This window comes from Streptomyces sp. NBC_01428 (assembly GCF_036231965.1).
Classification (GTDB): Bacteria; Actinomycetota; Actinomycetes; order Streptomycetales; family Streptomycetaceae; genus Streptomyces.
The window spans coordinates 3,728,220-3,753,310 of the sequence record NZ_CP109499.1 but is presented as its reverse complement, the minus strand read 5'-3'; the positions used below and the strand labels follow the sequence as shown (position 1 = coordinate 3,753,310).

Annotated in this window: 25 protein-coding genes and 1 pseudogene; 10 read left to right on the top strand and 16 right to left on the bottom strand. The window is 72.1% G+C overall.

Annotation, left to right across the window (positions count from 1 at the left end; translation table 11 throughout):
• The first annotated feature begins 24 nt into the window (after positions 1-24).
• Together OG406_RS16165 and OG406_RS16160 are read left to right on the top strand one after the other, a co-directional pair.
• Positions 25-1,308 (top strand): thymidine phosphorylase, encoded by a 1,284-nt coding sequence (locus OG406_RS16165; RefSeq protein WP_266849433.1) that lies wholly within the window; start codon positions 25-27, stop codon positions 1,306-1,308.
• 94 nt (positions 1,309-1,402) lie between these two features.
• Positions 1,403-1,987, top strand: a complete 585-nt coding sequence (locus OG406_RS16160) for a Uma2 family endonuclease (RefSeq protein WP_164369406.1) — start codon at positions 1,403-1,405, stop codon at positions 1,985-1,987.
• A gap of 34 nt (positions 1,988-2,021) precedes the next feature.
• On the opposite strand, the gene OG406_RS16155 is transcribed toward OG406_RS16160, so the two are convergent.
• The gene (locus tag OG406_RS16155) at positions 2,022-2,942 is read right to left on the bottom strand and encodes an AEC family transporter (protein WP_327409071.1); all 921 of its coding nucleotides are present in this window, start codon (positions 2,940-2,942) and stop codon (positions 2,022-2,024) included.
• Positions 2,943-3,110: 168 nt separating this feature from the next.
• On the opposite strand from OG406_RS16155, the pseudogene OG406_RS16150 reads away from it, so the two are divergent.
• A pseudogene (locus OG406_RS16150) lies at positions 3,111-3,416 on the top strand (STAS domain-containing protein); the annotation flags it as partial.
• Here the strand turns inward: OG406_RS16150 and OG406_RS16145 are convergent.
• Complete coding sequence (locus OG406_RS16145) at positions 3,390-4,463, bottom strand: sigma-70 family RNA polymerase sigma factor (RefSeq protein WP_266616040.1); 1,074 nt, start codon at positions 4,461-4,463, stop codon at positions 3,390-3,392. The pseudogene OG406_RS16150 and the gene OG406_RS16145 sit on opposite strands and share 27 nt — an antisense overlap.
• A gap of 208 nt (positions 4,464-4,671) precedes the next feature.
• Complete coding sequence (locus OG406_RS16140) at positions 4,672-5,958, bottom strand: MFS transporter (protein WP_266847291.1); 1,287 nt, start codon at positions 5,956-5,958, stop codon at positions 4,672-4,674.
• A 62-nt stretch (positions 5,959-6,020) separates the two neighbouring features.
• Between OG406_RS16140 and OG406_RS16135 the strand changes: the two genes are divergently transcribed.
• On the top strand, positions 6,021-6,983 hold the full coding sequence (locus tag OG406_RS16135) for a LysR family transcriptional regulator (protein ID WP_081219049.1): 963 nt from the start codon (positions 6,021-6,023) through the stop codon (positions 6,981-6,983).
• 6 nt (positions 6,984-6,989) lie between these two features.
• On the opposite strand, the gene OG406_RS16130 is transcribed toward OG406_RS16135, so the two are convergent.
• Complete coding sequence (locus OG406_RS16130; RefSeq protein ID WP_329186345.1) at positions 6,990-7,751, bottom strand: alpha/beta hydrolase; 762 nt, start codon at positions 7,749-7,751, stop codon at positions 6,990-6,992.
• Between the two features lie 113 nt (positions 7,752-7,864).
• Here OG406_RS16130 and OG406_RS16125 point away from each other — a divergent pair, with 113 nt between their 5' ends.
• Positions 7,865-9,019: an adenosine deaminase gene (locus OG406_RS16125; protein ID WP_329186343.1), complete on the top strand. Its 1,155-nt coding sequence runs from the start codon at positions 7,865-7,867 to the stop codon at positions 9,017-9,019.
• Positions 9,020-9,154: 135 nt separating this feature from the next.
• A complete protein-coding gene (locus tag OG406_RS16120) occupies positions 9,155-9,508 on the top strand; it encodes an ATP-binding protein (protein ID WP_164369414.1) in 354 nt (117 codons plus the stop codon).
• 145 nt (positions 9,509-9,653) lie between these two features.
• Here OG406_RS16120 and OG406_RS16115 read toward each other — a convergent pair whose 3' ends face one another.
• The 5 genes from OG406_RS16115 to afsQ1 all read right to left on the bottom strand — a co-directional run bounded on the left by OG406_RS16115 (position 9,654) and on the right by afsQ1 (position 13,509).
• Positions 9,654-9,857: a PspC domain-containing protein gene (locus OG406_RS16115; protein ID WP_081219053.1), complete on the bottom strand. Its 204-nt coding sequence runs from the start codon at positions 9,855-9,857 to the stop codon at positions 9,654-9,656.
• A gap of 112 nt (positions 9,858-9,969) precedes the next feature.
• Positions 9,970-10,521 (bottom strand): VanZ family protein, encoded by a 552-nt coding sequence (locus tag OG406_RS16110; RefSeq protein ID WP_081219054.1) that lies wholly within the window; start codon positions 10,519-10,521, stop codon positions 9,970-9,972.
• 65 nt (positions 10,522-10,586) lie between these two features.
• A complete protein-coding gene (locus OG406_RS16105) occupies positions 10,587-11,183 on the bottom strand; it encodes a hypothetical protein (protein WP_329190825.1) in 597 nt (198 codons plus the stop codon).
• A 65-nt stretch (positions 11,184-11,248) separates the two neighbouring features.
• On the bottom strand, positions 11,249-12,835 hold the full coding sequence (locus OG406_RS16100; protein ID WP_164369415.1) for a sensor histidine kinase: 1,587 nt from the start codon (positions 12,833-12,835) through the stop codon (positions 11,249-11,251).
• The gene (gene afsQ1, locus OG406_RS16095; RefSeq protein ID WP_037625670.1) at positions 12,832-13,509 is read right to left on the bottom strand and encodes a two-component system response regulator AfsQ1; all 678 of its coding nucleotides are present in this window, start codon (positions 13,507-13,509) and stop codon (positions 12,832-12,834) included. Before afsQ1 ends, OG406_RS16100 begins: the two co-directional genes overlap by 4 nt.
• Positions 13,510-13,804: 295 nt before the next feature.
• On the opposite strand from afsQ1, the gene OG406_RS16090 reads away from it, so the two are divergent.
• Positions 13,805-14,584: a SigE family RNA polymerase sigma factor gene (locus tag OG406_RS16090; RefSeq protein WP_164369416.1), complete on the top strand. Its 780-nt coding sequence runs from the start codon at positions 13,805-13,807 to the stop codon at positions 14,582-14,584.
• Between the two features lie 205 nt (positions 14,585-14,789).
• Here the strand turns inward: OG406_RS16090 and OG406_RS16085 are convergent, their stop codons facing one another.
• The gene (locus OG406_RS16085; protein WP_266616052.1) at positions 14,790-15,428 is read right to left on the bottom strand and encodes a uridine kinase family protein; all 639 of its coding nucleotides are present in this window, start codon (positions 15,426-15,428) and stop codon (positions 14,790-14,792) included.
• Between the two features lie 273 nt (positions 15,429-15,701).
• Between OG406_RS16085 and OG406_RS16080 the strand changes: the two genes are divergently transcribed.
• On the top strand, positions 15,702-16,109 hold the full coding sequence (locus OG406_RS16080) for a hypothetical protein (protein WP_081219059.1): 408 nt from the start codon (positions 15,702-15,704) through the stop codon (positions 16,107-16,109).
• Between the two features lie 180 nt (positions 16,110-16,289).
• Here the strand turns inward: OG406_RS16080 and OG406_RS16075 are convergent, their stop codons facing one another.
• The 4 genes from OG406_RS16075 to OG406_RS16060 all read right to left on the bottom strand — a co-directional run bounded on the left by OG406_RS16075 (position 16,290) and on the right by OG406_RS16060 (position 20,891).
• Positions 16,290-17,195 (bottom strand): aldehyde dehydrogenase family protein, encoded by a 906-nt coding sequence (locus OG406_RS16075; protein ID WP_329186338.1) that lies wholly within the window; start codon positions 17,193-17,195, stop codon positions 16,290-16,292.
• Positions 17,196-18,653, bottom strand: a complete 1,458-nt coding sequence (locus OG406_RS16070; protein WP_329186336.1) for an aldehyde dehydrogenase family protein — start codon at positions 18,651-18,653, stop codon at positions 17,196-17,198.
• A 6-nt stretch (positions 18,654-18,659) separates the two neighbouring features.
• Positions 18,660-19,610 (bottom strand): deoxyribose-phosphate aldolase, encoded by a 951-nt coding sequence (gene deoC, locus OG406_RS16065; protein WP_267049994.1) that lies wholly within the window; start codon positions 19,608-19,610, stop codon positions 18,660-18,662.
• A gap of 417 nt (positions 19,611-20,027) precedes the next feature.
• Positions 20,028-20,891 (bottom strand): class I SAM-dependent methyltransferase, encoded by an 864-nt coding sequence (locus tag OG406_RS16060; protein WP_329186333.1) that lies wholly within the window; start codon positions 20,889-20,891, stop codon positions 20,028-20,030.
• Positions 20,892-20,965: 74 nt separating this feature from the next.
• On the opposite strand from OG406_RS16060, the gene OG406_RS16055 reads away from it, so the two are divergent.
• Both OG406_RS16055 and OG406_RS16050 read left to right on the top strand, forming a co-directional pair.
• On the top strand, positions 20,966-21,403 hold the full coding sequence (locus tag OG406_RS16055; RefSeq protein WP_266616059.1) for a helix-turn-helix domain-containing protein: 438 nt from the start codon (positions 20,966-20,968) through the stop codon (positions 21,401-21,403).
• A gap of 240 nt (positions 21,404-21,643) precedes the next feature.
• Positions 21,644-22,324, top strand: coding sequence for a PH domain-containing protein (locus tag OG406_RS16050; protein ID WP_266616061.1), 681 nt, complete (start codon positions 21,644-21,646; stop codon positions 22,322-22,324).
• 150 nt (positions 22,325-22,474) lie between these two features.
• On the opposite strand, the gene OG406_RS16045 is transcribed toward OG406_RS16050, so the two are convergent.
• Positions 22,475-24,106, bottom strand: a complete 1,632-nt coding sequence (locus OG406_RS16045) for a phospho-sugar mutase (protein WP_329186331.1) — start codon at positions 24,104-24,106, stop codon at positions 22,475-22,477.
• Between the two features lie 82 nt (positions 24,107-24,188).
• Entirely contained in the window at positions 24,189-25,013 is an 825-nt protein-coding gene (locus OG406_RS16040; RefSeq protein WP_164369424.1) for a purine-nucleoside phosphorylase, read from the bottom strand.
• Positions 25,014-25,091 lie beyond the last annotated feature (78 nt).

Here is a 25,091-nt window from a genome sequence, read left to right as displayed (position 1 = left end):
TCCGGAAGGAAAGCCATGTCCGCCATGTCCATGGACGCCGTCTCCGTCATCCGCACCAAGCGCGACCGTGCCGAACTCAGTGATACGCAGATCGACTGGGTCATCGACGCGTACACCCGCGGCGAGGTCGCCGACTATCAGATGGCCGCCCTCAACATGGCGATCCTGCTCAACGGCATGAACCGCCGTGAGATCGCCCGCTGGACGGCCGCGATGATCGCGTCGGGCGAGCGCATGGACTTCTCGTCCCTGTCCCGCCCGACCGCCGACAAGCACTCCACGGGCGGCGTCGGCGACAAGATCACCCTCCCGCTGGCCCCGCTCGTCGCCGCGTGCGGCGCGGCCGTGCCGCAGCTGTCCGGGCGCGGCCTCGGCCACACCGGCGGCACCCTGGACAAGCTGGAGGCGATCCCGGGCTGGCGCGCCCTGCTCTCCAACGAGGAGATGCTGCACGTCCTCGACACCACCGGCGCGGTCATCTGCGCCGCCGGTGACGGGCTCGCCCCGGCCGACAAGAAGCTCTACGCGCTGCGCGACGTCACCGGCACCGTCGAGGCGATCCCGCTGATCGCGTCCTCGATCATGTCCAAGAAGATCGCCGAGGGCACCGGCTCGCTGGTCCTCGACGTGAAGGTCGGCTCTGGCGCCTTCATGAAGACCATCGAGGACGCCCGCGAACTCGCCTCCACGATGGTCGGCCTCGGTACCGACCACGGCGTGAAGACGGTCGCGCTGCTCACCGACATGTCCACGCCGCTCGGCCTCACTGCCGGCAACGCGCTGGAGGTCCGCGAGTCGGTCGAGGTGCTCGCCGGCGGCGGGCCCGCCGACGTCGTCGAGCTCACCATCGCCCTGGCGCGCGAGATGCTCGACGCGGCCGGCGTGAAGGACGCCGACCCGGCGAAGGCGCTCGCCGACGGCTCCGCGATGGACGTGTGGCGCCGCATGATCGCCGCGCAGGGCGGTGACCCGGACGCCGCGCTGCCCGTCGCCCGCGAGCAGCACGTCGTGACGGCCCCGGCCTCCGGTGTCCTGACCCGCCTCGACGCGTACGACATCGGCATCGCCGCCTGGCGCCTCGGTGCCGGACGCGCCCGCAAGGAGGACCCGGTGCAGGCCGGTGCCGGCGTCGAGCTGCACGCCAAGCCCGGTGACACGGTGACCGCGGGCCAGCCCCTCTTCACCCTCCACACGGACACCCCGGACCGCTTCGACTACGCGCTCCAGGCGACCGAGGGCTCGTACGACATCGCCGCGGCGGGCACGGACTTCAAGGCGTCCCCGGTCGTGCTGGAACGTATCGCCTGACCTGCGGTTTCCTCTTTCGGGTGAACGGGATCGGTGGACCTCCACCGGTCCCGTTCGGCATGCTGTAGTCGGTGACGCACCGAAGGAGACCGCCATGAGGGCACTCACCGTGAGCCAGGACCCCGACCAGAGCTGGGACGACCTCGTCCGGTTCTGGGAGGAGATGGAATGGCCCGAGGGCAGCAAGGTGGAGATCATCGAGGGGATCATCACCGTGTCACCTGCTCCCGCCGCACGACACAACGTGATTGCGGCTCGTATCCACCGTCGCCTCTACTCGGTGATCCCCGAGGACTGGGAGGTCTTCCAGACCCTGGCCATCGCCGTGCCGTCCCGCCTCGGCATGCTCATCCCGGACATCGTGGTGGCGCCGGTCCCGATGTGCGCCGACACGGACACCCACATTCCGGCGGCGATGGCAGAACTGGTCGTGGAGATCACCTCGAAGTCCAACGCCCGTCACGATCGCGTCAGCAAGCCGGCCGCCTACGCCGCCGCGGGTATTCCGCTCTACCTCCTGGTCGATCCGTGGGCACCCGAAGGCGCCGCCGTGACGCTTTTCGGAGACCCGAAGGGCGAGGTCTACCGGCCCCTCAGTACCGTCAAGTTCGGCGAACCCATCAAGCTCCCCACGCCGTTCGACCTCGTCATCGAGACCAGCGAGTTCCCCGAGAGCTGAGCGGACTGCGCGGGCACCCGGCGGGCACCCCGTCTCACCCCAGCAGCGCCGCCACCAGCACGAGCACCGGCACCGCCGCGACCGTCGAGAGCAGGACCGACTCGCGGGCCAGGGTCTCGCCGACCCGGTAGCGGGAGGCGTACGTGAAGAGGTTCTGGGCGGCGGGGAGGGCCGAGGTGACCACGACGTCCAGCAGCGGGGCGCCGTGCAGGCCGAACACGGTGACGGCCAGCGCCCAGGCGGCCAGCGGCTGGCCCACCGCCTTCAGGGCCACCGACAGGAGCACCGGGGCCCGGTCGGCGCCACGGCCCGGCAGACTGCTGCCGCACAGCGAGATCCCGAAGGCCAGCAGCACGGCCGGCACCGACATCCCGCCGATCAGCTGCAACGGATCCAGGACCGGCCCGGGCACCCGCAGACCCGTCGCCGACACCACGACACCGCTCAGCGAGCCGACCGCGATGGGGTTGCGCAGCGGGGTGATCAGCCGCCGCCACACCGGCCCCTTGTCGCCCTCTCCGGACAGGTCGAGCACGGTCAGGGCGATCGGCGTCACCATGATCTGCTGGAACAGCAGCACGGGCGCCACCAGTGAGGCGTCGCCCAGCACGTACACGGCGATCGGGATACCGAGGTTCCCGGAGTTGACGTAGCTGGAACAGAGCGCGCCGATCGTCGTCCGGCCGAGACCCCAGTGACGTACGACCCCCACCGCGACGAACACCCCGGCCGCCACGGCCGTGCTCATCGCCGTCACCAGCAGCCGGCCGGAGAAGACGACCGACAGGTCGGCCTGCGCGAGCGTCGTGAACAGCAGCGCGGGCGACGCCACATGGAAGGCGAGCTTCGTCAGCACCTCCCGCCCGTTGTCCCCGAGGTAGCCGCGCCGCCCGATCACGTACCCGACGCCGATGACCACGGCGATCACGGCGAAGCCCGTCAACACCCCTTGCACGGCGCCTCCTTCGTGTGGAGGAGGCCGTCGGGTATCGCGGGAGGCGCCGGTTCGTGGGACATACACCCAACCCAACGGGGAAGGCTGGGCGCAGGTCAAGGTGATCTGTGCGGGGCGCAGCGCAGCACGCCCGCCGCGGGGCTGCCGGGACGTGCCGCCGCGCCCGCGATGAGTTCCGAGCCCCCGGACGGTCTACTGACTGTGGATTCCGCGACACCCGCCGTACTCGTGCTGCCAGGACTCGTCACCCGCGACGAGGTGCCCCGGCTCTGCGCCGACGTCCGCGCCCGCCTGGAAGCGACCGGGGGAGGCGTCGTGGTCTGCGATGTCGCGGGCCTCGGACCGCCCGGACTCGCCGCCGTCGACGCGCTGGCCCGGCTGGAGCTCACGGCCCGGCGGGCCGGGGGCCGGATACGGCTGAAGGACCCCGACCCCGCGCTGCGCGCCCTACTCGACCTCGTCGGCCTCCGCTTCGACACCTCCACCGGTGCCGCCCCGGACCCCGGAGGCCGCGAGTGCCGCGACCTCCTCGGGACCGTCCAGGTGCGGCGGGAGCCCGAACAACGGGAACCAGCGCGCGGTGTCGAGGAAGCAGTGGAACCCGGTGATGCGGCCCTTTGAGATCTCCAGCGCCTGGACCGCCCAGGGCACGTAGCCCCCGGCTTCCTCGTCCGGCTTGTAGTGCGCGAAGCCCGGCAGGCCGTTCACCTCGACCGGGATCAGCCGCGAGTTCGCGCAGGCGGCACCCAGCGTCGTCATGAAACCGGTGATGTCCGACGTGCCGCGCAGCCACAGGTCGAACGGCGGCATCGTCATGATCGCGTCCTCGTGGAGGAGCGCCGTCAACGCCGTCATGTCATAGCCCTCGAACGCCGCCACATAGCGCTCCAGGAGCTTCTGCTGCTCCTCGTCGAGCGGGTCCGAGGTGGCGGCGTCCGCGCCCTCCCCCTCGCTCTCGGCGAGGGTGGCGCGGGCCCGCTGGAGCGCGCTGTTGACCGACGCGACCGTCGTGCCGAGCAGCTCGGCGACCTCGCTCGCCCGCCACGCGAGGACCTCGCGCAGGATGAGCACCGCGCGCTGCTTGGGCGGGAGCTGCTGGAGGGCCGCCATGAAGGCGAGGCGCACCGACTCCTTGGCGACCGCGGCCTCCGCCGGGTCACCGGTGGTGGGCAGCACACGGGCGTCGGGCATCGGCTCCAGCCAGGTGTTGTCCGCGCGGGGGGTGAGGGCCGCCTGGGCGAGCGGTGAGGGGCCCGTGAGGTCCATCGGGCGGGCCCTGCGGTTGCCCGCGTTGAGCATGTCCAGGCAGACGTTCGTCGCGATGCGGTACAGCCAGGACCGCATCGAGGAGCGGCCCTCGAACTTGTCGTAGCTGCGCCAGGCGCGGACCATCGTGTCCTGCACCGCGTCCTCGGCCTCGAAGGAGGAGCCGAGCATCCGGTAGCAGTACCCGGTCAGCTCGACCCGGTGCTTCTCCAGCCGGACGTCCAGGTCTGCCGTCGTCGCCGTGCCCTCGCTCATAGCCAACCCACCCCTGTGGCCTGTTCTCCGTCCCGCGCGTCATTGCGCCGGCACTTCGGAAGCTACCGCAGCCCACTGACAATGGCGTGCGGAGCGGGAAAACCCGCAGGTCGAAGGGGTGGTGCGGGAGACCGATTCCGTGCCTGCGCGGGCGCGGAACGGCGCGCGGCAGGGTCTCGTCGCGCGCGAGCCCGCGCGCGGCGCCCTCTCAGTGGGCGAGCGCGGGCGTCCTGCGGGCCGCGGCGCGTGCCGCGTGCGAGCCGGCCAGGGTGATCGAGACGACGCCGAGCACCGCGAGGAGCCCCATGACCACCGTGCCCGCCCAGCCGCCGGCGTGGAAGGCGACCGCGCCGAGCGTGCTGCCCGCGCTGGAGCCGATGTAGTACGCGGACTGGTAGAGAGCCGACGCCTGCGCCCGGCCGTGCTGCGCGGTGTGGCTCACCGACGAGGACGCGACCGCGTGGCCCGCGAAGAAGCCCGCCGTGATCAGTACGAGGCCCAGCAGGACCAGGACCAGCGAGTCCCCGAGGGAGAGCAGCAGCCCGGCCGTCGTGGTGCCGCCCGCCAGGTACAGGGAGCCGCGCCGGCCGACCCGGCCGACCAGCCGGCCCGCCGTCGACGCGGACACCGTGCCGACCAGGTACACCAGGAAGATCGAACCGACGATGCCCTGGGGGAGCGAGAAGGGCGCCTCCGTCAGGCGGTAGCCGATGACCGTGTAGACCCCGCCGAACACCATCATGAACAGCGCGCCGATCGCGTACAGCCGGCGCAGCAGCGGGTTCGCGAGGTGGTCGCGCACCGTGCGGGCCAGCACCCGGGGCCGCAGCGAGCCCTGCGCGAAGTGCCGGGGTGCGGGCAGCAGCATCCGGAAGGCGACCGCGCAGGCCACGGCGATCAGCCCGATCACACCGACGGCCACCCGCCAGCCCCACTCCTGGGCGACCCAGCCGGTGATCACCCGGCCGCTCATCCCGCCGACGCTGTTGCCCGCGACGAACAGGCCGATCGCGGTGATCAGCGCCTTGGGGCGGACCTCCTCCGCCAGATACGCGGTCGCCGAGGCCGGGAGGCCCGCGAGGGCCGCGCCCTGTACCGCCCGCAGGGCCACCAGCGCGCCGATCGACGGCGCGAAGGGCACGAGAAGACCGACGGCCACCGCCACCGCCAGGGAGGCCGTCATCACCGTACGGCGTCCGAAGCGCTCCGACAGGGCGCTCATCGGGAGGACGAACAGGGCCAGTCCGCCGGTCGCCGCCGACACCGTCCAGCTCGCCTCGCTCGCGCTCACCGCGAAGTCCGCGGAGACGAGCGGGAGGAGGGCCTGCGTGGAGTAGAGGAGCGCGAAGGTCGCGACGCCCGCGAGGAAGAGCGCGAAGCTCATCCGGCGGTAGCCGGGCCCGCCCGGGGCCATACGGGAATCGGTGGTGTCGGTGTCGGGGACTGACGAGGTGGCGGCCACCGCGGTGGACGCCCCGGTACTGGCGGAAGGCATGCCTCGAACGTAAGGACCCGGCGTTCATCCGTCCAATGCATGGAATCGCCATAATCGTTCCCATGGCGCATCAGCAGAGGTCAGAGGCTCACCTGTCACCGTTCAGTGACACAGAAGACATCGGGAACATGGCCGCCGTGCTCGCTCCGCGGCTCGCGCACTTCGCGGGTGTCGCGCGCACCGAGCACGTCACCCGCGCCGCGCAGGAGATGCAGGTCCCCCAGTCCACGCTCTCCCGGTCGCTGGTCCGGCTCGAACAGGACCTGGGCGTCGACCTGTTCGCCCGCCGCGGCCGAACCCTGTCGCTGACCCCCGCGGGCCGCACGTTCCTGTCCTCGGTGGAGCGCGCCCTCGCGGAGATCGAGCGCGCCGCCGACGAGGTCCGCGCCGACGCCGACCCGGCCACCGGCAAGGTCGCCTTCGGCTTCCTGCACACCATGGGCTCCGAGACGGTGCCCGGCCTGATCCGGGCCTTCCGCGCCGACCATCCGCGGGTGCGCTTCAGTCTCGTGCAGAACTACGGGGAGGCCATGCTGGAGCGGCTGCGCTCCGGCGAACTGGACCTGTGTCTCACCTCGCCGGTGCCGGACGCGCCGGACCTGGTGGGCCGCCGTCTCGACGAGCAGAAGCTCCGGCTCGTCGTGCCGGCCGATCATCCGCTGGCCGGCCGCAGGCGCGTGCGCCTCGCCGAGGCGGCCGACGAGAGCTTCGTGACCCTGGAACCCGGCTACGGGATGCGCCGGATCACCGACGACCTGTGCCAGGAGGCCGGGTTCCGGCCGCGCATCGCCTTCGAGGGGGAGGAGGCGGAGACCCTCCGCGGCCTCGTCGCCGCCGGCCTCGGTGTCGCCCTGCTGCCGCCACCGGCCGTCGCCCGCCCGGGAGTTGTCGAACTGACGGTCACCGCGCCGCGGGCCGTCCGCGAGATCGGTGTGGCCTGGCTCGACGGGCACCCGGACACCCCGCCGGTGGCCGCCTTCAAGAAGTTCCTGCTGTCCCGCAGGGGCCGCCTGCTGCCCGACTGACCCGCCCTAGCGGCGCAGCGACTGTCCGAAGCCCGCCGCGAGCGGCATCCGCAGGCCCAGCGGCGGCGGCGCGGCGAACGCGTCCTCGACGGGCCGGGAGAAGGAGTGGCCGAACAGCGACCCCAGCACGAAGTCCTCGGCCAGGGAGAGGACTTCGTGCCGGTGCTGGTGCAGCGCGTGGCCGTCGGAGTGGACCTCGAAGCGGCAGATGTCGCGGTTGGCCTTCTTCGCGCGTGCCGCGAGCCGGAAGGACAACTCCGGGTCGGTGCGCTCGTCGTTGGTGCCGTGCACGATCAGTACCCGTCGCCCGGCCAGCTGTTTCACCGGTTCGGGTGGTGCCGCGACATCCTCCTCCGGCAGCCAGGGGGCCAGCGCCAGCACGGAGTTGACGGCGGTGTGGCCGCCCGCGCGCAGAGCGGCCCGGGCACCCATGTCGATGCCGGCCAGGCACACGGGGACGTCCCCGTAGCGGCGTACGACCTCGTCCGTGGCCCAGGACGCGTCGCCCGCGAGGTGGGCCTCGCTGCCGTTCCAGCCGCGGACCCGGTAGTGCACCACGTGCGTGACCAGGCCTTCCGTCCGCCCGGCGCGGGTCAGCCTGCGGCCCAGCGCGCGAACGGAGGCGGCCGCCATCATGGGGGAGGGTCTGCGGGCCGAGGTCTGCTCGCCGCCCGGCAGCAGCAGAACAACCCCGCTGACCGCCGTCGGCTCCGGGCCGGGCGCCCTCCCCAGCCGGGCCATCCGAACCGGCGTCGCTTGCTGTGCCATGACAGAACAGTGTCAGAAGCATCGGTGTACGCCACCCGTCCGCACGGTCACCGTTACGTATCGACGGATCTGTGCACCAGGAGTTCTACGCGCGTAGGGGCTACAGTGCGAAAATGACGAGCCAGATCCGGAACACCCCGAGCTCGGAACAGATCCGCCGGGCGCCCAAGGTCCTGCTGCACGATCATCTCGACGGGGGCCTGCGCCCCGGGACGATCGTCGAACTCGCCCGGGAATCGGGCTACTCGAACCTCCCCGAGACCGATGCCGACAAGCTCGGCCTCTGGTTCCGCGAGGCCGCCGACTCCGGTTCGCTGGAGCGGTACCTGGAGACCTTCGCCCACACCTGCGCCGTCATGCAGACCCGCGAGGCACTGGTCCGGGTGGCCCGCGAGTGCGCCGAGGATCTCGCCGAGGACGGTGTCGTCTACGCCGAGGTGCGGTACGCGCCCGAGCAGCACCTGGAGGGCGGGCTCAGCCTCGAAGAGGTCGTCGAGGCGGTCAACGAGGGTTTCCGGGAGGGGGAGCGGCTGGCCCGGGAGAACGGCCACCGCATCCGGGTCGGCGCGCTGCTCACCGCGATGCGGCACGCGGCCCGCGCCCTGGAGATCGCCGAACTCGCCAACCGCTACCGCGATCTGGGCGTCGTCGGCTTCGACATCGCGGGTGCCGAGGCCGGGTTCCCGCCCACCCGGCACCTCGACGCCTTCGAGTACCTCAAGCGCGAGAACAACCACTTCACGATCCACGCCGGTGAGGCGTTCGGACTGCCGTCCATCTGGCAGGCCCTCCAGTGGTGCGGCGCCGACCGGCTCGGCCACGGCGTCCGCATCATCGACGACATCACGGTGCGCGAGGACGGTTCGGTCGAGCTCGGGCGGCTCGCCTCCTACGTCCGGGACAAGCGCATCCCGCTGGAGCTGTGCCCGAGCTCCAACCTCCAGACCGGCGCCGCCGACTCGTACGCCGAGCACCCGATCGGGCTGCTGCGGCGGCTGCATTTCCGGGCCACGGTCAATACGGACAACAGGCTGATGTCCGGGACGAGCATGAGCCGGGAATTCGAGCACCTTGTCGAAGCGTTCGGTTATTCGCTCGAAGACATGCAGTGGTTCTCGGTCAATGCTATGAAGTCAGCATTCATTCCTTTCGATGAACGACTTGCCATGATCAATGACGTGATCAAGCCCGGATATGCAGAACTCAAGTCCGAATGGCTGTTCCGGCAGACCGCCTCGACCAGCGGTTCTGTCGGGGATCAGGCCTGATCGGAGCGAGTGGAAAGCGGCCGGGTCTTCACTTCTTCTCCATGACTCGGCCGCTTTTCGATGTTTGCGGACGGCGGGTTCGCGTGTTTACGGTTCTGGACCGCTCACATCCCCGTCTTCAAGGACGCATTCAATATGAAGCAGTCTGCAGCCAAGACCCTCGGTGTCGCCGCTCTCGGTGCCGCGTTCGCCGCCGCCGGCGCGGGTGCCGCGAACGCCGCCCCGGCCGTGCCGGACGCCTCCTCGGCGCTGGACACCGTCACCCGGACGCTCCCCGCCGAGAACGTCGCCAAGGCGCTCCCCGGTGCCGGTGAGGCGCTCGCCCAGGGTCAGAACGCGCTCGGCGCGGGCGTCGCCGCCGCGCAGCCCGCCGCCGCGCGACTGCTCGCCGACGGCCCCGCCGCGCCGGTGGCCGGACTGCTCGGTGGCCTGCCGGTGCAGGGCCTGCCCACGCACGGCCTGCCGGTGAACGGGATCCCGCTGGGCTGAGCCCCCGGCAGATCCGGCCCCCTTCCCCGCCGACCCGGGGTCTTTCTGCTGCGCGAACGCCGGTGGGGCGCACCCGAGACGGGTGCGCCCCACCGGCGTTCGCCGTACGAAGGGCCGGGTGCCGCCCGGATCACCGGGCGGCGGGTCACCAGGCGGTGCGGGAGGCCTTGTCCTCGGAGGGGAAGAGGATCCACAGCGCGATGTAGAGCAGGAACTGCGGGCCGGGGAGCAGGCAGGACACCACGAAGATGACGCGCATCGTGGTCGCGGAGGTGCCGAAGCGCCGTGCCAGCGCAGCACAGACTCCGCCGATCATGCGGCCGTTCGTGGGGCGGGCAAGGGCGGTCATGGTGGCTCCTTCGCGAACCGTCGTGGAGTCCCGGCGGGCCGGTCTCCGTCGTCATCGGCGCGTTCACCGATGTCTTCGACAGTACGGGGACGAAGGGGGGCGAAGCGTCGCTCTACGGAGCGATGCCGACCCTGGGAATCGTCGGGGTCAGACCCTGAGCGGGGTCCTCCCGGAGAACGGTCGCCCGGTGCCGCGTCTCCGCCCGGCGACGGATCCCGGCGCGCACGGCGGGTACGACCGCGAGGTGCGCGAGGGCCACCCCGAGGGTGTTCAGCAGGATCGAGTCGATGTCCACGACCTGGCCGGGAACCCCGGTCTGGAGCAGCTCTATGCCCAGCGACAGCAGGGTGCCCGCGGCGACCGTCCGCAGCAGCGAGCCGAGCGTGGAGACCGCGAGCCTGCCACTCGCCAGCGGCAGCAGCACCCCCAGCGGGGCGAGCAGTCCGAGCCCCGCGGCGATCCGGCGGGCCGCGGCCTCCGGGTCGAGCGCCAGGTCGGCTCTGATGCCGGCGAACGGCCGCAGATTGGCGGCACTCACCCAGGGGACGTCCAGCGGGCGCAGGGTGATCCAGGCGACGAGGGCGAGGTGTGCGACGAGGAGGACACCTCCTGCCACACGGACGCGGGTGACGGCACGGTCGCCGTCTGAACCAAGACGCTGCACGTCCCCCAAGACGCCGGGTCCGGCACGATCGGTTCCGGGGCCGGGATTTTCACCCCGGCCCCCGCTCACGAACCGTCGACCGCCGTCGACCCCGGGGTCTCGGTGCCCGGCGAGGAACGCACCTCGGGCGTGCAGGTGTACGTGCGCAGCGGGTCGGGCGCCGGACCGCCGAGGACGACGGTGCCGTCGTCCCGCGCCGCGGCCGAGTCCGAGAACGTGCAGACGATCTGTGCGAGCGCCGTCGGCGTGAGGTCCGCGGGGGAGGTGCTCAGCCGCAACGTGTCCTCGGGGTCCCGGCCGTGCGGCCCGCCGACCGTCATCCCGCCCCGTACGTCCGTCGAGTACCGCGCCTGCTGTTCCGGCGTCGACGGTGTCTCGGCGAGTTCGTCGAGCAGGCCCTGGGCCACCAGGACGCGGCGCGCCGCCTCCGCCGTACCGTCGGGGATGCGCACCGACCGGTCGACGGTGACCAGCTGCGCCGAGCAGATCAGGAACACCTGGACGGGCACACCGCCCGAGGACGGGGTGGCCGTGTCCTGGCCGGACAGCGCACAGGGGACACGGGAGGGAGCGGGTCCGAAGTCGGTGGGGACCTGCGTGGAGCGGATTCCGCACCCGGTGAGCAGCACGGCCAGCAGCGGCAGCGCCAGCCAGGGCCGCATCCGCCCCGGCAGGGGCCGCCGGGCCGGGTGCGGGGCGTCGTCGGGGGCGTGGGCGCGTGCGGGGGTCATCCGGCGGTGCCTTCCGTGCCGTTGCCGTGCGCGGGGTCCTCGGACTGCTCGCCCGGGTCGTCGTCGAGGAGCTGCGACGCGTCGTGCGGCAGCCGCAGGGTGAACACCGCCCCGCCCTCGGGAGAGTTCGCCGCGGTGATCTCACCGCCGTGGATGTGCGCGTTCTCCAGCGCGATGGACAGGCCGAGACCGCTGCCCTCCGAACGCGGCCGGGACGCGCTGGCCTTGTAGAACCGGTCGAAGACATGCGGCAGGACGTCCTCGGGGATGCCGGGGCCGTGGTCCCGCACCGCGATGACCAGCTGCTCGCCCTCCACCCGTACCGCCACCCGGACCGGCGAGCCGCCGTGCTTGAGCGCGTTGCCGATCAGGTTCGCGAGGATCACGTCGAGGCGGCGTGGGTCGACCCGCGCCATGATGCCGCGCTCCGCGTCCAGTTCGACCGCGTCCAGCCAGGCGCGGGCGTCGATGCACGCGGTGATCTGGTCGGCGATGTCCACGTAGTCCAGGACGAGCCGGGCGGTGCCCGCGTCGAAGCGGGTCACCTCCATGAGGTTCTCCACGAGGTCGCCGAGACGCCGGGTCTCGCTGACGACCAGCCGGACGGCCGGCTCGATCATCGGGTCCACGCTGCCGGTCTCCGCGTCCAGCTCCTCTTCGAGGATCTCCGTGACGGCGGTGATCGCGGTGAGCGGGGTGCGCAGTTCGTGGGACATGTCGGCGACGAAGCGCCGGGACGCCTCGTCCCGCGCGCTCATGTCCGCCACGCGTTTCTCCAGCGCCTCCGCCGTGTGGTTGAACGTCCGTGACAGATCGGCGAGTTCGTCCGTGCCGGAGACCCGCAGCCGGGTGTCCAGCTTGCCCTCGCCGAGCCGGCGGGCCGCGATGCCCAGCCGGTGCACCGGCTTGAGGACCGTGGTCGCGGCGGCCTGGGCGAGCAGCGCCGAGCCGATCAGCGCCAGCCCCGTCGCGATCCCCAGGGACCAGGCCAGCGAATTGAGGTCCTTCGCCTCCGGCTCCAGCGACTTGAGCATGTAACCGGTCGTGGTGCCGCCGATCACCCGCGCGCCGCCCACCAGGTACGGCTTGTCGTGGTCCGTGATCCGCTGCCAGTACAGGTGGTAGGCCGACGTGTTGTTCGAGGAGAGCGACTGCTTCTTGTCCACCGCCTTCTGGAGGGACGCGGGCACGTCCTCCAGGGTGAAGGTGTCCAGCTCGGAGTTGCCGACGACCGTCTTCCCGGTCTCGTCCTCGGCGACCAGCAGCACGCTGAACCGCTGACTGCTGTTCGCCATCTGCACGGCCGTGCGCTGCAGTTCGTCCTGGCCGGGGTGTACCGGCAGCATGCTCGCGTGGTTGCGCATCTCCTGCTGGAAGTCGCGCAGCACGGCGTCCTGCGTACGCGTCAGGACGGCCTCGCGGTTCAGCCAGTACGCGATGCCGGACGCCGAGACCGCGGCGGTGAGCGCCACCAGCCCGAACACCACGACCAGCCGCAGTCGCAGACTGGTGAAGCGCAGGCCGGACAGGAGTGCCTTGCGCGCCGCGGCCCAGCCGCGGAGCTTGTCGTGCGGTTTCGTCACTGAGGATTGTCCAGCCGGTAGCCGACGCCCCGCACGGTACGGATCAGGGTGGGCGACGAGGGCACGTCCTCCACCTTGGCGCGCAGCCGCTGCACACAGGCGTCGACCAGCCGGGAGTCGCCCAGGTAGTCGTGCTCCCACACCAGCCGCAGCAGCTGCTGGCGGGACAGCGCCTGTCCGGGCCTGCGGCTCAGCTCCAGGAGCAACCGCAGCTCGGTGGGCGTCAGTTGCAGGTCCTCACCGTTCTTCGTGACCGTCATGGCGGCGCGGTCGATGACCAGCGAGCCGAACGACGCCGAGTCGTTCGCCTCCCGCTCGCCACGGCGCAGCACGGCACGGATCCGGGCGTCGAGCACCCGTCCCTGCACCGGCTTGACCACGTAGTCGTCGGCACCGGACTCCAGCCCGACCACGACGTCGATGTCGTCGCTGCGTGCGGTCAGCAGGATGATCGGCAGCTGGTCGGTGCGCCGGATGCGACGGCACACCTCGAAGCCGTCGATGCCGGGCAGCATCACGTCCAGCACGATCAGGTCCGGCCGCTGCTCGCGCAACAGCTTCAGCCCGTCCTCTCCGGTGGCAGCGGTGGCCACACGGTGTCCCTGGCGCGTCAAAGAGAGCTCCAGGGCCGTACGGATGGCGTCGTCGTCCTCGATCAGCAACAGGGAAGGCACGGACGTCATTCTGGCCCATGTCATGGCCGGGTATCGACCGTTGGAGCGCTCCCACTCCTCTCCTCCCCGATACCTGCCCCGCGCCGGACCGGCCGACGGCACCACGGATCCGTCTGCGTAGTCGTACCGCTCTTCTCTGTGACCGGCCTGTGCCGTGCCTGCGCGGGACCCCTGTGACAGGTCTGTGACAGTCGGCGGACACGGCCATGAAGTGGCCCGGGCAAGCTTTTCGTCACAAGGCAGGACGCACCACAGAACGACCGAAGCACCGGTACTCCACGACGGGGGGCGCGAGATGAACACACTGCACAGCACGATTACTGGCGCGGTTGTCACGCGGCTCCACGACGTCAACCGGGCTGCGGAGAAGTCCGGCGCCGTGATCGGGCGGGGGTGCGATCGCGGCGCCGGGCGTCAGCACACCGTGCACATGAAGGTGGTTGACGCCCGCACGGGGGAGAACACCACGGCGGCCACCGCCGTGGGCACGACCGGGGGGAAGGCTCACGGGGGAGCCGCGTACGGGGAGGTCTCGGGGGAGCGTCACTCGCTGTCGGAAGCGGAGTTCACCGCTTACGTCCAGGAGCGCCGCGCCTCCCTGTACGCAACCGCCTACCACCTGACCGGTGACCGCTTCGAGGCCGAGGACCTGCTGCAGAGCGCGCTGTTCTCGACGTACCGGGCCTGGGACCGGATCACCGACAAGGCCGCGGTCGGGGGCTACCTCCGCCGCACGATGACGAACCTGCACATCAGCGCGTGGCGCCGCCGCAAGCTGAACGAGTACCCGACCGAGGAACTGCCGGAGACGCCCGGCGACACGGACGCGATGCGCGGCACCGAACTGCGCGCCGTCCTGTGGCAGGCGCTCGCCCGGCTGCCCGAACTCCAGCGCACGATGCTGGTCCTCCGTTACTACGAGGGCCGCACCGACCCGGAGATCGCGGAGATCCTCGACATCAGTGTCGGCACGGTGAAGTCCAGCATCTGGCGCTCGCTGCGCCGGATGCGCGAGGACGAGGTCCTCAGCTTCGGCCGTGACGAGGAGGAGTCCTTCGGGGAGCTTGTCGCCTGAAGGTACGGGGGGAGCGGTAACAGACCGGGGGGCGTCGGTTCCGGGGGGAGCCGACGACGGTCGTGGGGGGATCCAACGGGGTCACGGGGGACCACGGGGGAGACGAGGAAGGTCCAGGCGGACGGGGGTCCGCCTGGACCTCTTTCGTTTTTCGTCGTCCCGCGTGCTTCGTCGTCCCGCGCGGAGGGGCTCGGGGCCCTGGTGCCTAGGCCGCCGTGCGGTGCGAGGGCGTCCGGCGTCCGGCCGCCGCGGCGGTCAGCCGGCCCAGTGCCTCTGCCTTGTCGCAGGGGTGCGCGCCCAGCGCCGCCTGGCGGGCCACGATGGAACGCTCCGTGCGCATCAGCCGCCAGCCGCGGCGCACCAGGAACGGCACCGACTTGCGGCCCTCCCTGAGGTCCCGCACGAAGCGGCGCCGGAACGTGGTCACAGCGCCCCGCGACAGGCACAGCGCGTCGGCGAGGACGCCGAGTTCACGGCAGCGCTCGACGATCTCGGCGGCGAAGATCCCCTCCGCGATGAACACCGGGGTGCGCTCCATGCGCAGGGTCTCGGCGCCGGTCCGGGCGCTCAGCGAGATGTCGTACACGGGGATGTCCGTACGTCCCGTGCGGCACAGTTCCTCGATGGCGGCGACCGCGGTGTCGGCGTCCCAGGACAGCGGGTGGTCCCAGTCGATGTCCTCGCTGCCCTCGACCTGGGGCAGTGTCGGGTCCGTGGCTTCCTTGTAGAAGTCGTCGAGACGCAGCACGGGGAGCCCGGAGTCGGCTGCGAGAAGGGACTTCCCGGAGCCGGAGGGACCGCAGAGCAGCACCACGCGGGTGGGTATCGGGGGGTGGGAGCCCAATTCTCTGCACCTTCTGTGACAGGTCCGGCGGCGCCGCGCGACGGCGCGGCTCCCGGACATTATCCCCGGCTTCGGCGCCACGGCCGACGGGTACCGGAGTTCCTTCACCGACTGGCGGTGATATGCCTGTTGACCCCTAGGGGCTAATCCGGCGCCCGTACCGCCCGCGACGGGAGCCCCGTCAACTACTCTGCGTGTCGATCCCGTTGCCCTCCGCCAGAGAGCTTCAGTCAGAGAACTCCCGCTCTCCGCTAGTCACAGAGGAAAACCCTGATGGTGCGACACGCAGCCCAGCCGACCTCCCTGGCCCGTACGACCGCGCGGATCGCCGCGGCGGTCGGTGTGGTGGCCGCCGGTGCCGCCGCGGCCTCCCCGGCCGTCGCGGACTCGGCCCCCGTCGTGGACGTCATGCGCACCCGGCCCACCTCGCTCGGCAGCATCGACCCGCAGGCCGGACTCCAGGCGCTGACCGGAACCGTGGGCTATGTCACGGGCCCGGTCGAGGGGTTGAAGCCCAACCCGCTGGCCGGCACGGGCGTCGACCCGCTCGACAACGGCGTGGGCACCCAGCTCGCCGACTTCAAGCCGCTGTCCTCGAAGGCCCTGACGGGACCGCTGGCGCAGGCCCCGTCGGTCGGCAGCATTCCGGTGCTCGGCCAGGTGACCGGGCTGCTGCACTGACCCGATGCGGCCCCGGGCGGCGTTCCGGCGGCCCTGCGGACAGGAGAGAGCCGCGCTCCCCCCGGACGGAGGGGGAGCGCGGCTCTTCGTTGCCCGGAGCCCCAGGGACACGGATCGGGGCCCCGGCGGCGCGGACGTCGCCTCATGACGTCATCGCGTGGCCGTGCGGGCGGCCACGGATCAGTACGAGGAACCCGAGACGCCCAGGGCGCCCGTCGGGTGCCAGACCGTCTTCGTCTCCAGGAACGCCGTCAGGCGCTCGGTGCCGGGAGTGCGCGCGTAATCCACAGCCTGTGGACGGAGGACGCGCTTCAGGTTGTCCGCGGCGGCGATCTCCAGCTCCTTGGCCAGTTCCTCGTCCGCTCCGGCCAGGTCGATCGCGTTGACGTCCTGGTGCGCGGCCAGCGGGGCCGCGATCTCCGCGGTCCTGCCGGACAGGATGTTCACGACACCGCCGGGCACGTCGGAGGTGGCCAGCACCTCACCCAGCGACAGCGCCGGGAGCGGGGACGTCTCGCTCGCGATCACGATCACCGTGTTGCCGGTGGCGATCACCGGGGCGATCACCGAGACCAGGCCGAGGAACGACGACTCCTGCGGTGCCAGCACCGTGACGACACCGGTCGGCTCCGGGGACGACAGGTTGAAGTACGGGCCCGCCACCGGGTTCGCGCCGCCCACGACCTGGGCGATCTTGTCCGTCCAGCCCGCGTACCAGACCCACCGGTCGATCGCCGCGTCGACGACGGCCGCCGCCTTCGCCTTCGACAGGCCCTCGGCCTCCGCCACCTCACGGGCGAACTGCTCCCGGCGGCCCTCCAGCATCTCCGCGACGCGGTAGAGGACCTGGCCGCGGTTGTACGCCGTGGCGCCGGACCAGCCGCCGAACGCCTTGCGCGCGGCGACGACCGCGTCCCGGGCGTCCTTGCGCGAGGACTGCGGGGCGTTGGCCAGCCACGTGCCCTTCGAGTCGGTCACCTCGTACACCCGGCCGCTCTCGGAACGCGGGAACTTGCCCCCCACGTACAGCTTGTAGGTCTTGAACACGCTCAGACGCCGCTGCTCGGACTTCTCGACTGCGCTCATTTATCGCTCGCCCTCCTGGCTCGACGGGGCGAGGTACGCCTCCAGGCCGTGCCGGCCGCCCTCGCGGCCGTAGCCCGACTCCTTGTATCCGCCGAACGGCGAGGTGGGGTCGAACTTGTTGAACGTGTTGGACCAGATCACGCCCGCGCGCAGCTTGCTCGCGACGGCGAGGATGCGGGAGCCCTTCTCGGTCCAGATGCCCGCCGACAGGCCGTACTGCGTGTTGTTGGCCTTGGCGACCGCCTCGTCCGGGGTGCGGAACGTGAGGACGGACAGCACCGGGCCGAAGATCTCGTCGCGGGCCACGGTGTGCGCCTGCGTGACGTTCGTGAAGAGCGTCGGGGCGAACCAGTAGCCGGACGAGGGGAGTTCGCAGGCCGGGGACCAGCGGTCGGCGCCCTCGGCCTCACCCTGCTCGACGAGCGAGGTGATCCGCGCGAGCTGCTCCGCGGAGTTGATCGCGCCGATGTCGGTGTTCTTGTCCAGCGGGTCGCCGAGGCGCAGCGTCGACAGCCGGCGCTTGAGCGAGTCGAGCAGCTCGTCGTGGATCGACTCCTGGACCAGCAGCCGCGATCCCGCGCAGCAGACCTGGCCCTGGTTGAAGAAGATGCCGGTGACGATGCCCTCGACGGCCTGGTCGATCGGCGCGTCGTCGAAGACGATGTTCGCGCCCTTGCCGCCCAGTTCGAGCGTGACCTTCTTGTCCGAGCCCGCGACCTGCCGGGCGATCGCCTTGCCGACGGCGGTGGAACCGGTGAACGCCACCTTGTCCACGTCCGGGTGCGCGACCAGGGCCGCGCCCGCGTCGCCGTACCCGGGAAGGATGTTGACGACGCCCCTGGGCAGGCCCACCTGGCGGCAGATGTCCGCGAAGAACAGCGCCGACAGCGGCGTGGTCTCGGCGGGCTTCAGCACCACCGTGTTGCCGGCCGCCAGCGCCGGGGCGATCTTCCACGCCAGCATCAGCAGCGGGAAGTTCCACGGGATGACCTGGCCGGCGACGCCCAGCGGGCGCGGGTTCGCGCCGAGACCGGCGTGGTCGAGCTTGTCGGCCCAGCCCGCGTAGTAGAAGAAGTGCGCGGCGACCAGGGGGAGGTCCGCGTCGCGGGTCTCCTTGATCGGCTTGCCGTTGTCCAGCGTCTCCAGGACGGCCAGCTCGCGGCTGCGCTCCTGGATGATCCGGGCGATGCGGAACAGGTACTTGGCGCGCTCGGAGCCCGGCAGCGCCGACCACTTCACGAACGCCTTGCGGGCGGCCTTCACCGCGCGGTCCACGTCCGCCTCGCCCGCCTGGGCGATCTCGGAGAGGACCTCCTCGGAGGCGGGGGAGACGGTCTTGAACACCTTGCCGTCGGCGGCCTCGGTGAACTCACCGTCGATGAACAGGCCGTAGGACGGGGCGATGTCGACGACGGAGCGGGACTCGGGCGCCGGGGCGTATTCGAATGCGGAAGCCATGATGGATCAGTCCACCGTCACGTAGTCGGGGCCGGAGTAGCGGCCGGTGGCCAGCTTCTGACGCTGCATCAGCAGGTCGTTCAGGAGGGAGGACGCGCCGAAGCGGAACCAGTGGTTGTCCAGCCAGTCCTCGCCCGCCGTCTCGTTCACCAGGACGAGGAACTTGACCGCGTCCTTGGTGGTGCGGATGCCGCCGGCCGGCTTCACGCCGACCTGCACCCCGGTCTGGGCGCGGAAGTCGCGGACGGCCTCCAGCATGAGCAGCGTGTTCGAGGGCGTCGCGTTCACCGCGACCTTGCCGGTGGACGTCTTGATGAAGTCGGCCCCGGCCAGCATGCCGAGCCAGCTCGCGCGGCGGATGTTGTCGTACGTCGACAGCTCGCCGGTCTCGAAGATGACCTTCAGGCGGGCGGCGCCCGAGGCCTCCTTCACGGCGACGATCTCGTCGTACACCTTCATGTAGTGGCCCGCGAGGAACGCCCCGCGGTCGATGACCATGTCGATCTCGTCGGCGCCCGCGGCGACCGCGTCCCGCACGTCGGCCAGCTTCACGTCGAGCGCGGCACGGCCGGCCGGGAACGCGGTGGCGACGGAGGCGACCAGCACGCCGGAGCCGGCGACGGCCTCCTTCGCGACGGCCACCATGTCGGGGTAGACGCAGACCGCGGCGGTGGTGGGCGCGGTGCGGTCCGTCGGGTCCGGGAGCACCGCCTTCGCGCCGAGCGCCCGGACCTTGCCCGGGGTGTCCGCGCCTTCCAGCGTCGTCAGGTCGACCATCGAGATGGCGAGGTCGATCGCGTACGCCTTCGCGGTGGTCTTGATGGAACGGGTGCCGAGCGAGGCGGCGCGCGCCTCCAGGCCGACCGCGTCTACGCCGGGCAGCCCGTGGAGGAAGCGGCGCAGTGTGCTGTCGGACGCGGTCACGTCGGCGAGGGCAGCGGGTGCAGAGGTGGGCATGGTCACCAGACGAGCATATCTACGCGCGTAGCGGCTGTACAGCCCCGAGGACGGGATCGGGAGCGACGGTCACCCGGGGCGGCCGGGTGCGTCGTCTGAGCCGGTGGGGCCGCTGCGGGAAAGGGCCAGCGCCGGGCGCGTGGGGGCCGTCGTCGAAGCCGGTGGGGGCTCTGGCAGGGAAGCGGCGCTGGCAGGGAGGCGGCTCTGCGGACGCGGCCGGGGCGTGCGGCGCGGCGGGGGAGTGCTTCCTCTCCGGGGCCGCTGCCGGGCCTGCCCGTGCGGCAGGCCCGTGCCGCCCCTGCGCGCGGGAACCCGGTTCCGCGGGCCCCGGCGCGCGGGGAACCCCGTTCCGTGGGCGGCGCCCCGGATGCCGTGGGCGCCGGCCGGCGGGGGCGGCCCCGGGCTCGGAGGGGTGGGTCAGATCGCGGGCGCTCCGCCCGGGGCCTTCGCGTCGATCTGCCAGCAGGCGGCCGTGAAGCGGATCTCGTCGCCCTGGACGAACGGCGCGAAGGCCGGGCGGACCGTCTCGACGACCCGCTCGCGCGTCGCCTCGTCCACCGCGCGCAGGGCCGTGCCGACGGGACCGAACCGGGTGAACCACCACACCAGCTTCTCGGCGGGGAGCACGCAGGTCGCGTCGACGGGACGGATGTCGATGTCCTCCCAGCCGCCCTCCTCCAGCAGCCGGCGGACCCGGTCCGCGTCCGCGAAGGCGAACTGGCCCGGCGCGTCGGGCTGCCGTGCCGGGAGGTCGGGCAGGAGGGGGGCCGCGGCCCGTTCGGCCGTCGTCATGAACGGGTTCTCCTCCATGTCGCGCCAGGCGATGAACCGCAGTCCGGCCCCGGCCCGCGCGGCCCGGCGCAGGTTCGCGAAGGCCCGTACCGAGTCCTCGAAGAACATCACCCCGAAGCGTGAGACGACCGCGTCGAAGGCCCCGGCCTCGAAGGCGTGGTCCTGCGCGTCGGCGCGGACGAACGAGACCGGTACGTCCTCCCGCTCGGCACGCGCCCCGGCCGCGTCCAGCATCGGCCCGGAGATGTCCACGCCCACGCACGTCCCCGCGGGCCCCAGCCGCCGCGCGAGGGCCACCGTGGTGCCGCCCGTGCCGCAGCCGACGTCGAGCACCCTGCCCCCGCGTCCCTCCGGGACCGCCTCGACGAGCAGGTCCTGCAGCGGCCGGTACAACGCGTCCACCACGTCCTGGGCCTCGACCCAGGCGTTGCCCGACGGGCCGTTCCAGCGCGCCGCCTGCTCGTCGTCCGGTTTGCCCTTGGCTTCCATGACCGCCTCCTGTGGTTGCCCTCACGGCAGGGAGATGACACCGTCCTACTTCAAGTCGACTTGAGGTCAAGAGGATGCCGGACCTGGACATCGCCGAAGTGGCGCGCCGCGCCGCCGTGCCCGCCTCCACCCTGCGCTACTACGAGGAGAAGGGGTTGATCTCCTCCACGGGCCGGCGCGGCCTGCGGCGGCAGTTCGACCCCGGCGTGCTGGAGCGGCTGGCACTGATCGCGCTCGGCCGGTCCGCCGGTTTCTCGCTCGACGAGATCGGCCGGATGTTCGCCCCCGACGGGCAGCCGCGCATCGACCGCCGGATGCTCGCCGACAAGGCCGACGAACTGGACCGGACGATCCGCGAACTCGGCGTCCTCAGCGACTCCCTGCGACACGCCGCCGTCTGCCCGGCCCCGAGCCATCTGGAGTGCCCCACGTTCCGGCGCATCCTGCGCAGCGCCGCCGCCGGGGCGGCCCCCGCGCGGGCGGTGCCCCGGAGGAACACGCCGGACGCCTGACGACGCACCGCCGCCGTCGCGGGCCGTCACACGCACCTCGCGGCCGTGACGTCGGACACCCCGAGGCCGTATTGGGACCCTGACGCGTCCGGCTCTCCGATCCCGGCCGGGACGCCTCCGCGCCGAGGTGGGGCGGCTGGTGGACCCGCCCGGCGCGTCAAGGGGGAGAGGAGAGTTCGCGACCATAGTGAGACCCCACCGAGCTCAAGCGCGCAGCGCTCGTCGGGCACAATCGGGGCCATGAGCACCCCGGACCACCAGTCACCCCTCCCGGACGCCTCGCGACCCGAGGCCAAGGACCGGATCTACCGGTCGCCCGCCGGGATCGCGGGCGGCGCCCTGCTGCTGTTCATCGCGGGCTGGCTCGGCGTCGACGCCCTGGTCTCCGGAACCGGCCGCACCCCCTGGCTGGCTCTCGCCGCGCTGATCCTGGTCGTCCCGCTGGTGGCCGCCTTCACCCTGCGCCCCGCGGTCTACGCGAACGAGGACAGGCTCCGCATCCGCAACCCGCTCCGCGTGATCGTGCTGCCCTGGAGCAAGGTCGCCTCGCTGCGCTCGTCCTACTCGAACGAGGTCGTCGACACGGACGGCACCAAGTACCAGCTCTGGGCCGTGCCGGTGTCGCTGCGCGCCCGCAAGAAGGTCGCCAAGCACCAGGGGCGGGCCGCCACCGGGAGCCGTGGTGTCGAGGGGCGCATGGCGGGGATGGGCCGTCCGTCGCCGTTCGGCCGCGGCGCCGTCGCCGACGCGCCGACCCGGTCGCAGACCGACCAGGCCATGGACGACCTGCGCGGACTCGCGGAGGCACGGGCGCACGAGCCCGAGGCGCAGGGCGAGGTCACGGTGCGCTGGGCGTACGAGGTGATCGGCCCCGCGATCGCGGGCGCGGTCGTCCTGGCCATCCTGATCGCCACCGGCTGAGCCCACCGGGCGCCGGGCCGCTCCCGGCCGTCCCTCGGCGGGCGTCCGTCCGGCGTCCCGTTGCTCCGGGCAGCACGAAGGGGGCGCCGCGTCCTGAGACGCGGCGCCCCCTTCGGCGTACGGGCGCCCGAACCGGCCGGTGCCCCGCTGTCAGATGCCGGCCGCCGCCGACAGGTCCCGCTTGATCGTGGCGAGCAGGTCGGCGGCCCTCGCGTGGGCCGCCGGGAGGGCGGCGTGACCGGCGACGGGCACCACGACCTCCAGGTAGCACTTCAGCTTGGGTTCCGTGCCGCTCGGGCGGACGACGACCCGGGCGCCGTCCAGGGTGTAGCGCAGCCCGTCCGTGGGCGGCAGCAGCTCCGTGCCCTCGGACAGGTCCTCGGCCTTCGTGATCGAGAGGCCCGCCAGCTCGGTGGGCGGCTGCTCGCGCAGCCGGCGCATGGCGTCCGCGATGACCGACAGGTCCTCCACGCGCACCGAGAGCTGGTCGGTGGCGTGCAGTCCGTGGGTGACGGCGAGGTCGTCGAGCAGGTCGAGCAGGGTCCGGCCCTGTTCCTTCAGCTCGGAGGCCAGCTCGGTGATGAGCAGGGCGGCGGTGATGCCGTCCTTGTCGCGTACGCCGTCGGGGTCGACGCAGTAACCGAGCGCCTCCTCGTAGCCGTAGCGCAGACCCTCGACGCGGGCGATCCACTTGAACCCGGTGAGGGTCTCCTCGTACGGCAGGCCCGCGCCCTCGGCGATCCGGCCGAGCAGCGAGGAGGAGACGATCGACTCGGCGAACGTGCCGCGCGCGCCGCGCCGGACCAGGTGCTCGGCGAGCAGTGCGCCGACCTCGTCACCGCGCAGCATCCGCCAGTCCCCGCCGGCCGGGACGGCCACGGCGCAGCGGTCGGCGTCCGGGTCGTTGGCGACGATGATGTCCGGGCCGCTCGCGCGGGCCTGGGCGAAGGCCAGGTCCATCGCCCCCGGCTCCTCCGGGTTGGGGAAGGCGACCGTCGGGAAGTCCGGGTCGGGTTCGGCCTGTTCCGCGACGAGCACCGGCTCCGGGAAGCCGGCCCGCGCGAACGCCGCGAGGAGCACCTCCTTGCCGACGCCGTGCATCGGCGTGTAGACGGTGCGCGCGGTGCGCGGCGACCCCGCGGTCAGGACGGCGTCCGTACGGGCCAGATAGGCGTCCAGGACGCCCTCGTCGAGGATCTCCCAGCCGGACTCGGGACGCGGCACGTCGGCGAGCGCCCGCACCGCGTCGATCTCGGCGGCGATCTCCGCGTCGGCCGGCGGCACGATCTGCGAACCGTCGCCCAGGTACACCTTGTAGCCGTTGTCGCGGGGCGGGTTGTGGCTGGCGGTGACCTCCACGCCCGCGACCGCGCCGAGGTGGCGTATGGCGTAGGCGAGGACGGGGGTGGGCAGCGGCCGGGGCAGGACGGCGGCGCGCAGGCCGGCGCCGGTCATCACGGCCGCGGTGTCCCGGGCGAAGTCGGCGGACTTGTGCCGGGCGTCGTAGCCGATCACGACGAGCCCGCCGGTCTCGCCCTTGGCCTTCAGGTACGCGGCGAGTCCCGCCGCCGCCCTGATGACCACGGAGCGGTTCATCCGCATCGGCCCCGCGCCGAGTTCACCGCGCAGGCCCGCGGTGCCGAACTGCAGGGTGCCGGCGAAGCGGGCGGCGAGCTCGGTGACGTCCTCGGCGTCGACGAGCTTGGCGAGTTCCTCACGGGTCTCCGCGTCGGGGTCCTCGGCCAGCCACGCCTTGGCCCGCGCGATGAGTTCGTCCTGCACCTCGGGTGCACCTCTCTTCGGTCGTACGGTTCCGTCTGCCCGGTCGTTCCGCCCCCGGAGCCGGGGACGGACCTCCCGCCGCCTACAGGCGGTCCAGCACCTGGGTCAGGAGTGCCCCCATGCGCACGGCCGAGTCGCGGCCCGCCTGGAGGACTTCCTCGTGGTTGAGGGGCTCGCCCGTCATACCGGCGGCGAGGTTGGTCACGAGCGAGATGCCGAGGACCTCGGCACCCGCCTCGCGCGCGGCGATGGCTTCGAGGGTGGTGGACATGCCCACCAGGTCTGCGCCGATGGTCCGGGCCATCCGGATCTCGGCCGGCGTCTCGTAGTGCGGGCCGGGGAACTGGGCGTAGACGCCCTCTTCGAGCGAGGAGTCGACCTCCTTGCACAGCGCGCGCAGCCGCGGCGAGTACAGGTCGGTGAGGTCGACGAAGTTCGCGCCGATGATCGGCGAGGTGGCCGTCAGGTTGATGTGGTCGCTGATCAGCACGGGCTGGCCGGGGCGCATGCCCTCGCGCAGGCCGCCGCAGCCGTTGGTCAGCACGATGGTCTTGCAGCCGGCGGCGACGGCGGTACGGACGCCGTGCGCGACGGCGGCGACCCCGCGGCCCTCGTAGAAGTGGGTGCGGCCGAGGAAGACCAGGGCGCGCTTGTCACCGATCGCGTACGAGCGGACCTTGCCGCCGTGACCCTCGACGGCCGGGGCCGGGAAGCCGGGCAGCTCGGTGACCTGGAACTCGGCCTCGGGTGTGCCGAGGGCGTCCACGGCCGGAGCCCAGCCGGAGCCCATCACGAGGGCGACGTCATGGGTGTCGGCGCCGGTCAGCTCGCGCAGGCGCGTGGCGGCGGCGTCAGCGGCGGCATGAGGGTCGCCCTGGATGTCGTCCGGAAGAAGAGATGCGTTCACGCGCATGAGGGTAGCCGGTCCGGGCCTACGCGCGTAGATGACAGAGCTCACGGTCTTGCGATCGTTGTCTTGTCGTTT

What these genes read in the sequence shown, in the direction of transcription:
- OG406_RS16165 (WP_266849433.1), top strand. Translation starts at nt 25, where the DNA reads ATGTCCATGGACGCCGTCTCCGTCATCCGCACCAAGCGCGACCGTGCC.
- OG406_RS16160 (WP_164369406.1), top strand. Translation starts at nt 1,403, where the DNA reads ATGAGGGCACTCACCGTGAGCCAGGACCCCGACCAGAGCTGGGACGAC.
- OG406_RS16145 (WP_266616040.1), bottom strand. Translation starts at nt 4,463, where the DNA reads ATGAGCGAGGGCACGGCGACGACGGCAGACCTGGACGTCCGGCTGGAG.
- OG406_RS16140 (WP_266847291.1), bottom strand. Translation starts at nt 5,958, where the DNA reads ATGCCTTCCGCCAGTACCGGGGCGTCCACCGCGGTGGCCGCCACCTCG.
- OG406_RS16135 (WP_081219049.1), top strand. Translation starts at nt 6,021, where the DNA reads ATGGCGCATCAGCAGAGGTCAGAGGCTCACCTGTCACCGTTCAGTGAC.
- OG406_RS16130 (WP_329186345.1), bottom strand. Translation starts at nt 7,751, where the DNA reads ATGGCACAGCAAGCGACGCCGGTTCGGATGGCCCGGCTGGGGAGGGCG.
- OG406_RS16125 (WP_329186343.1), top strand. Translation starts at nt 7,865, where the DNA reads ATGACGAGCCAGATCCGGAACACCCCGAGCTCGGAACAGATCCGCCGG.
- OG406_RS16120 (WP_164369414.1), top strand. Translation starts at nt 9,155, where the DNA reads ATGAAGCAGTCTGCAGCCAAGACCCTCGGTGTCGCCGCTCTCGGTGCC.
- OG406_RS16115 (WP_081219053.1), bottom strand. Translation starts at nt 9,857, where the DNA reads ATGACCGCCCTTGCCCGCCCCACGAACGGCCGCATGATCGGCGGAGTC.
- OG406_RS16105 (WP_329190825.1), bottom strand. Translation starts at nt 11,183, where the DNA reads ATGCGGCCCTGGCTGGCGCTGCCGCTGCTGGCCGTGCTGCTCACCGGG.
- OG406_RS16090 (WP_164369416.1), top strand. Translation starts at nt 13,805, where the DNA reads ATGAACACACTGCACAGCACGATTACTGGCGCGGTTGTCACGCGGCTC.
- OG406_RS16080 (WP_081219059.1), top strand. Translation starts at nt 15,702, where the DNA reads ATGGTGCGACACGCAGCCCAGCCGACCTCCCTGGCCCGTACGACCGCG.
- OG406_RS16075 (WP_329186338.1), bottom strand. Translation starts at nt 17,195, where the DNA reads ATGAGCGCAGTCGAGAAGTCCGAGCAGCGGCGTCTGAGCGTGTTCAAG.
- OG406_RS16070 (WP_329186336.1), bottom strand. Translation starts at nt 18,653, where the DNA reads ATGGCTTCCGCATTCGAATACGCCCCGGCGCCCGAGTCCCGCTCCGTC.
- deoC (WP_267049994.1), bottom strand. Translation starts at nt 19,610, where the DNA reads ATGCCCACCTCTGCACCCGCTGCCCTCGCCGACGTGACCGCGTCCGAC.
- OG406_RS16060 (WP_329186333.1), bottom strand. Translation starts at nt 20,891, where the DNA reads ATGGAAGCCAAGGGCAAACCGGACGACGAGCAGGCGGCGCGCTGGAAC.
- OG406_RS16055 (WP_266616059.1), top strand. Translation starts at nt 20,966, where the DNA reads ATGCCGGACCTGGACATCGCCGAAGTGGCGCGCCGCGCCGCCGTGCCC.
- OG406_RS16050 (WP_266616061.1), top strand. Translation starts at nt 21,644, where the DNA reads ATGAGCACCCCGGACCACCAGTCACCCCTCCCGGACGCCTCGCGACCC.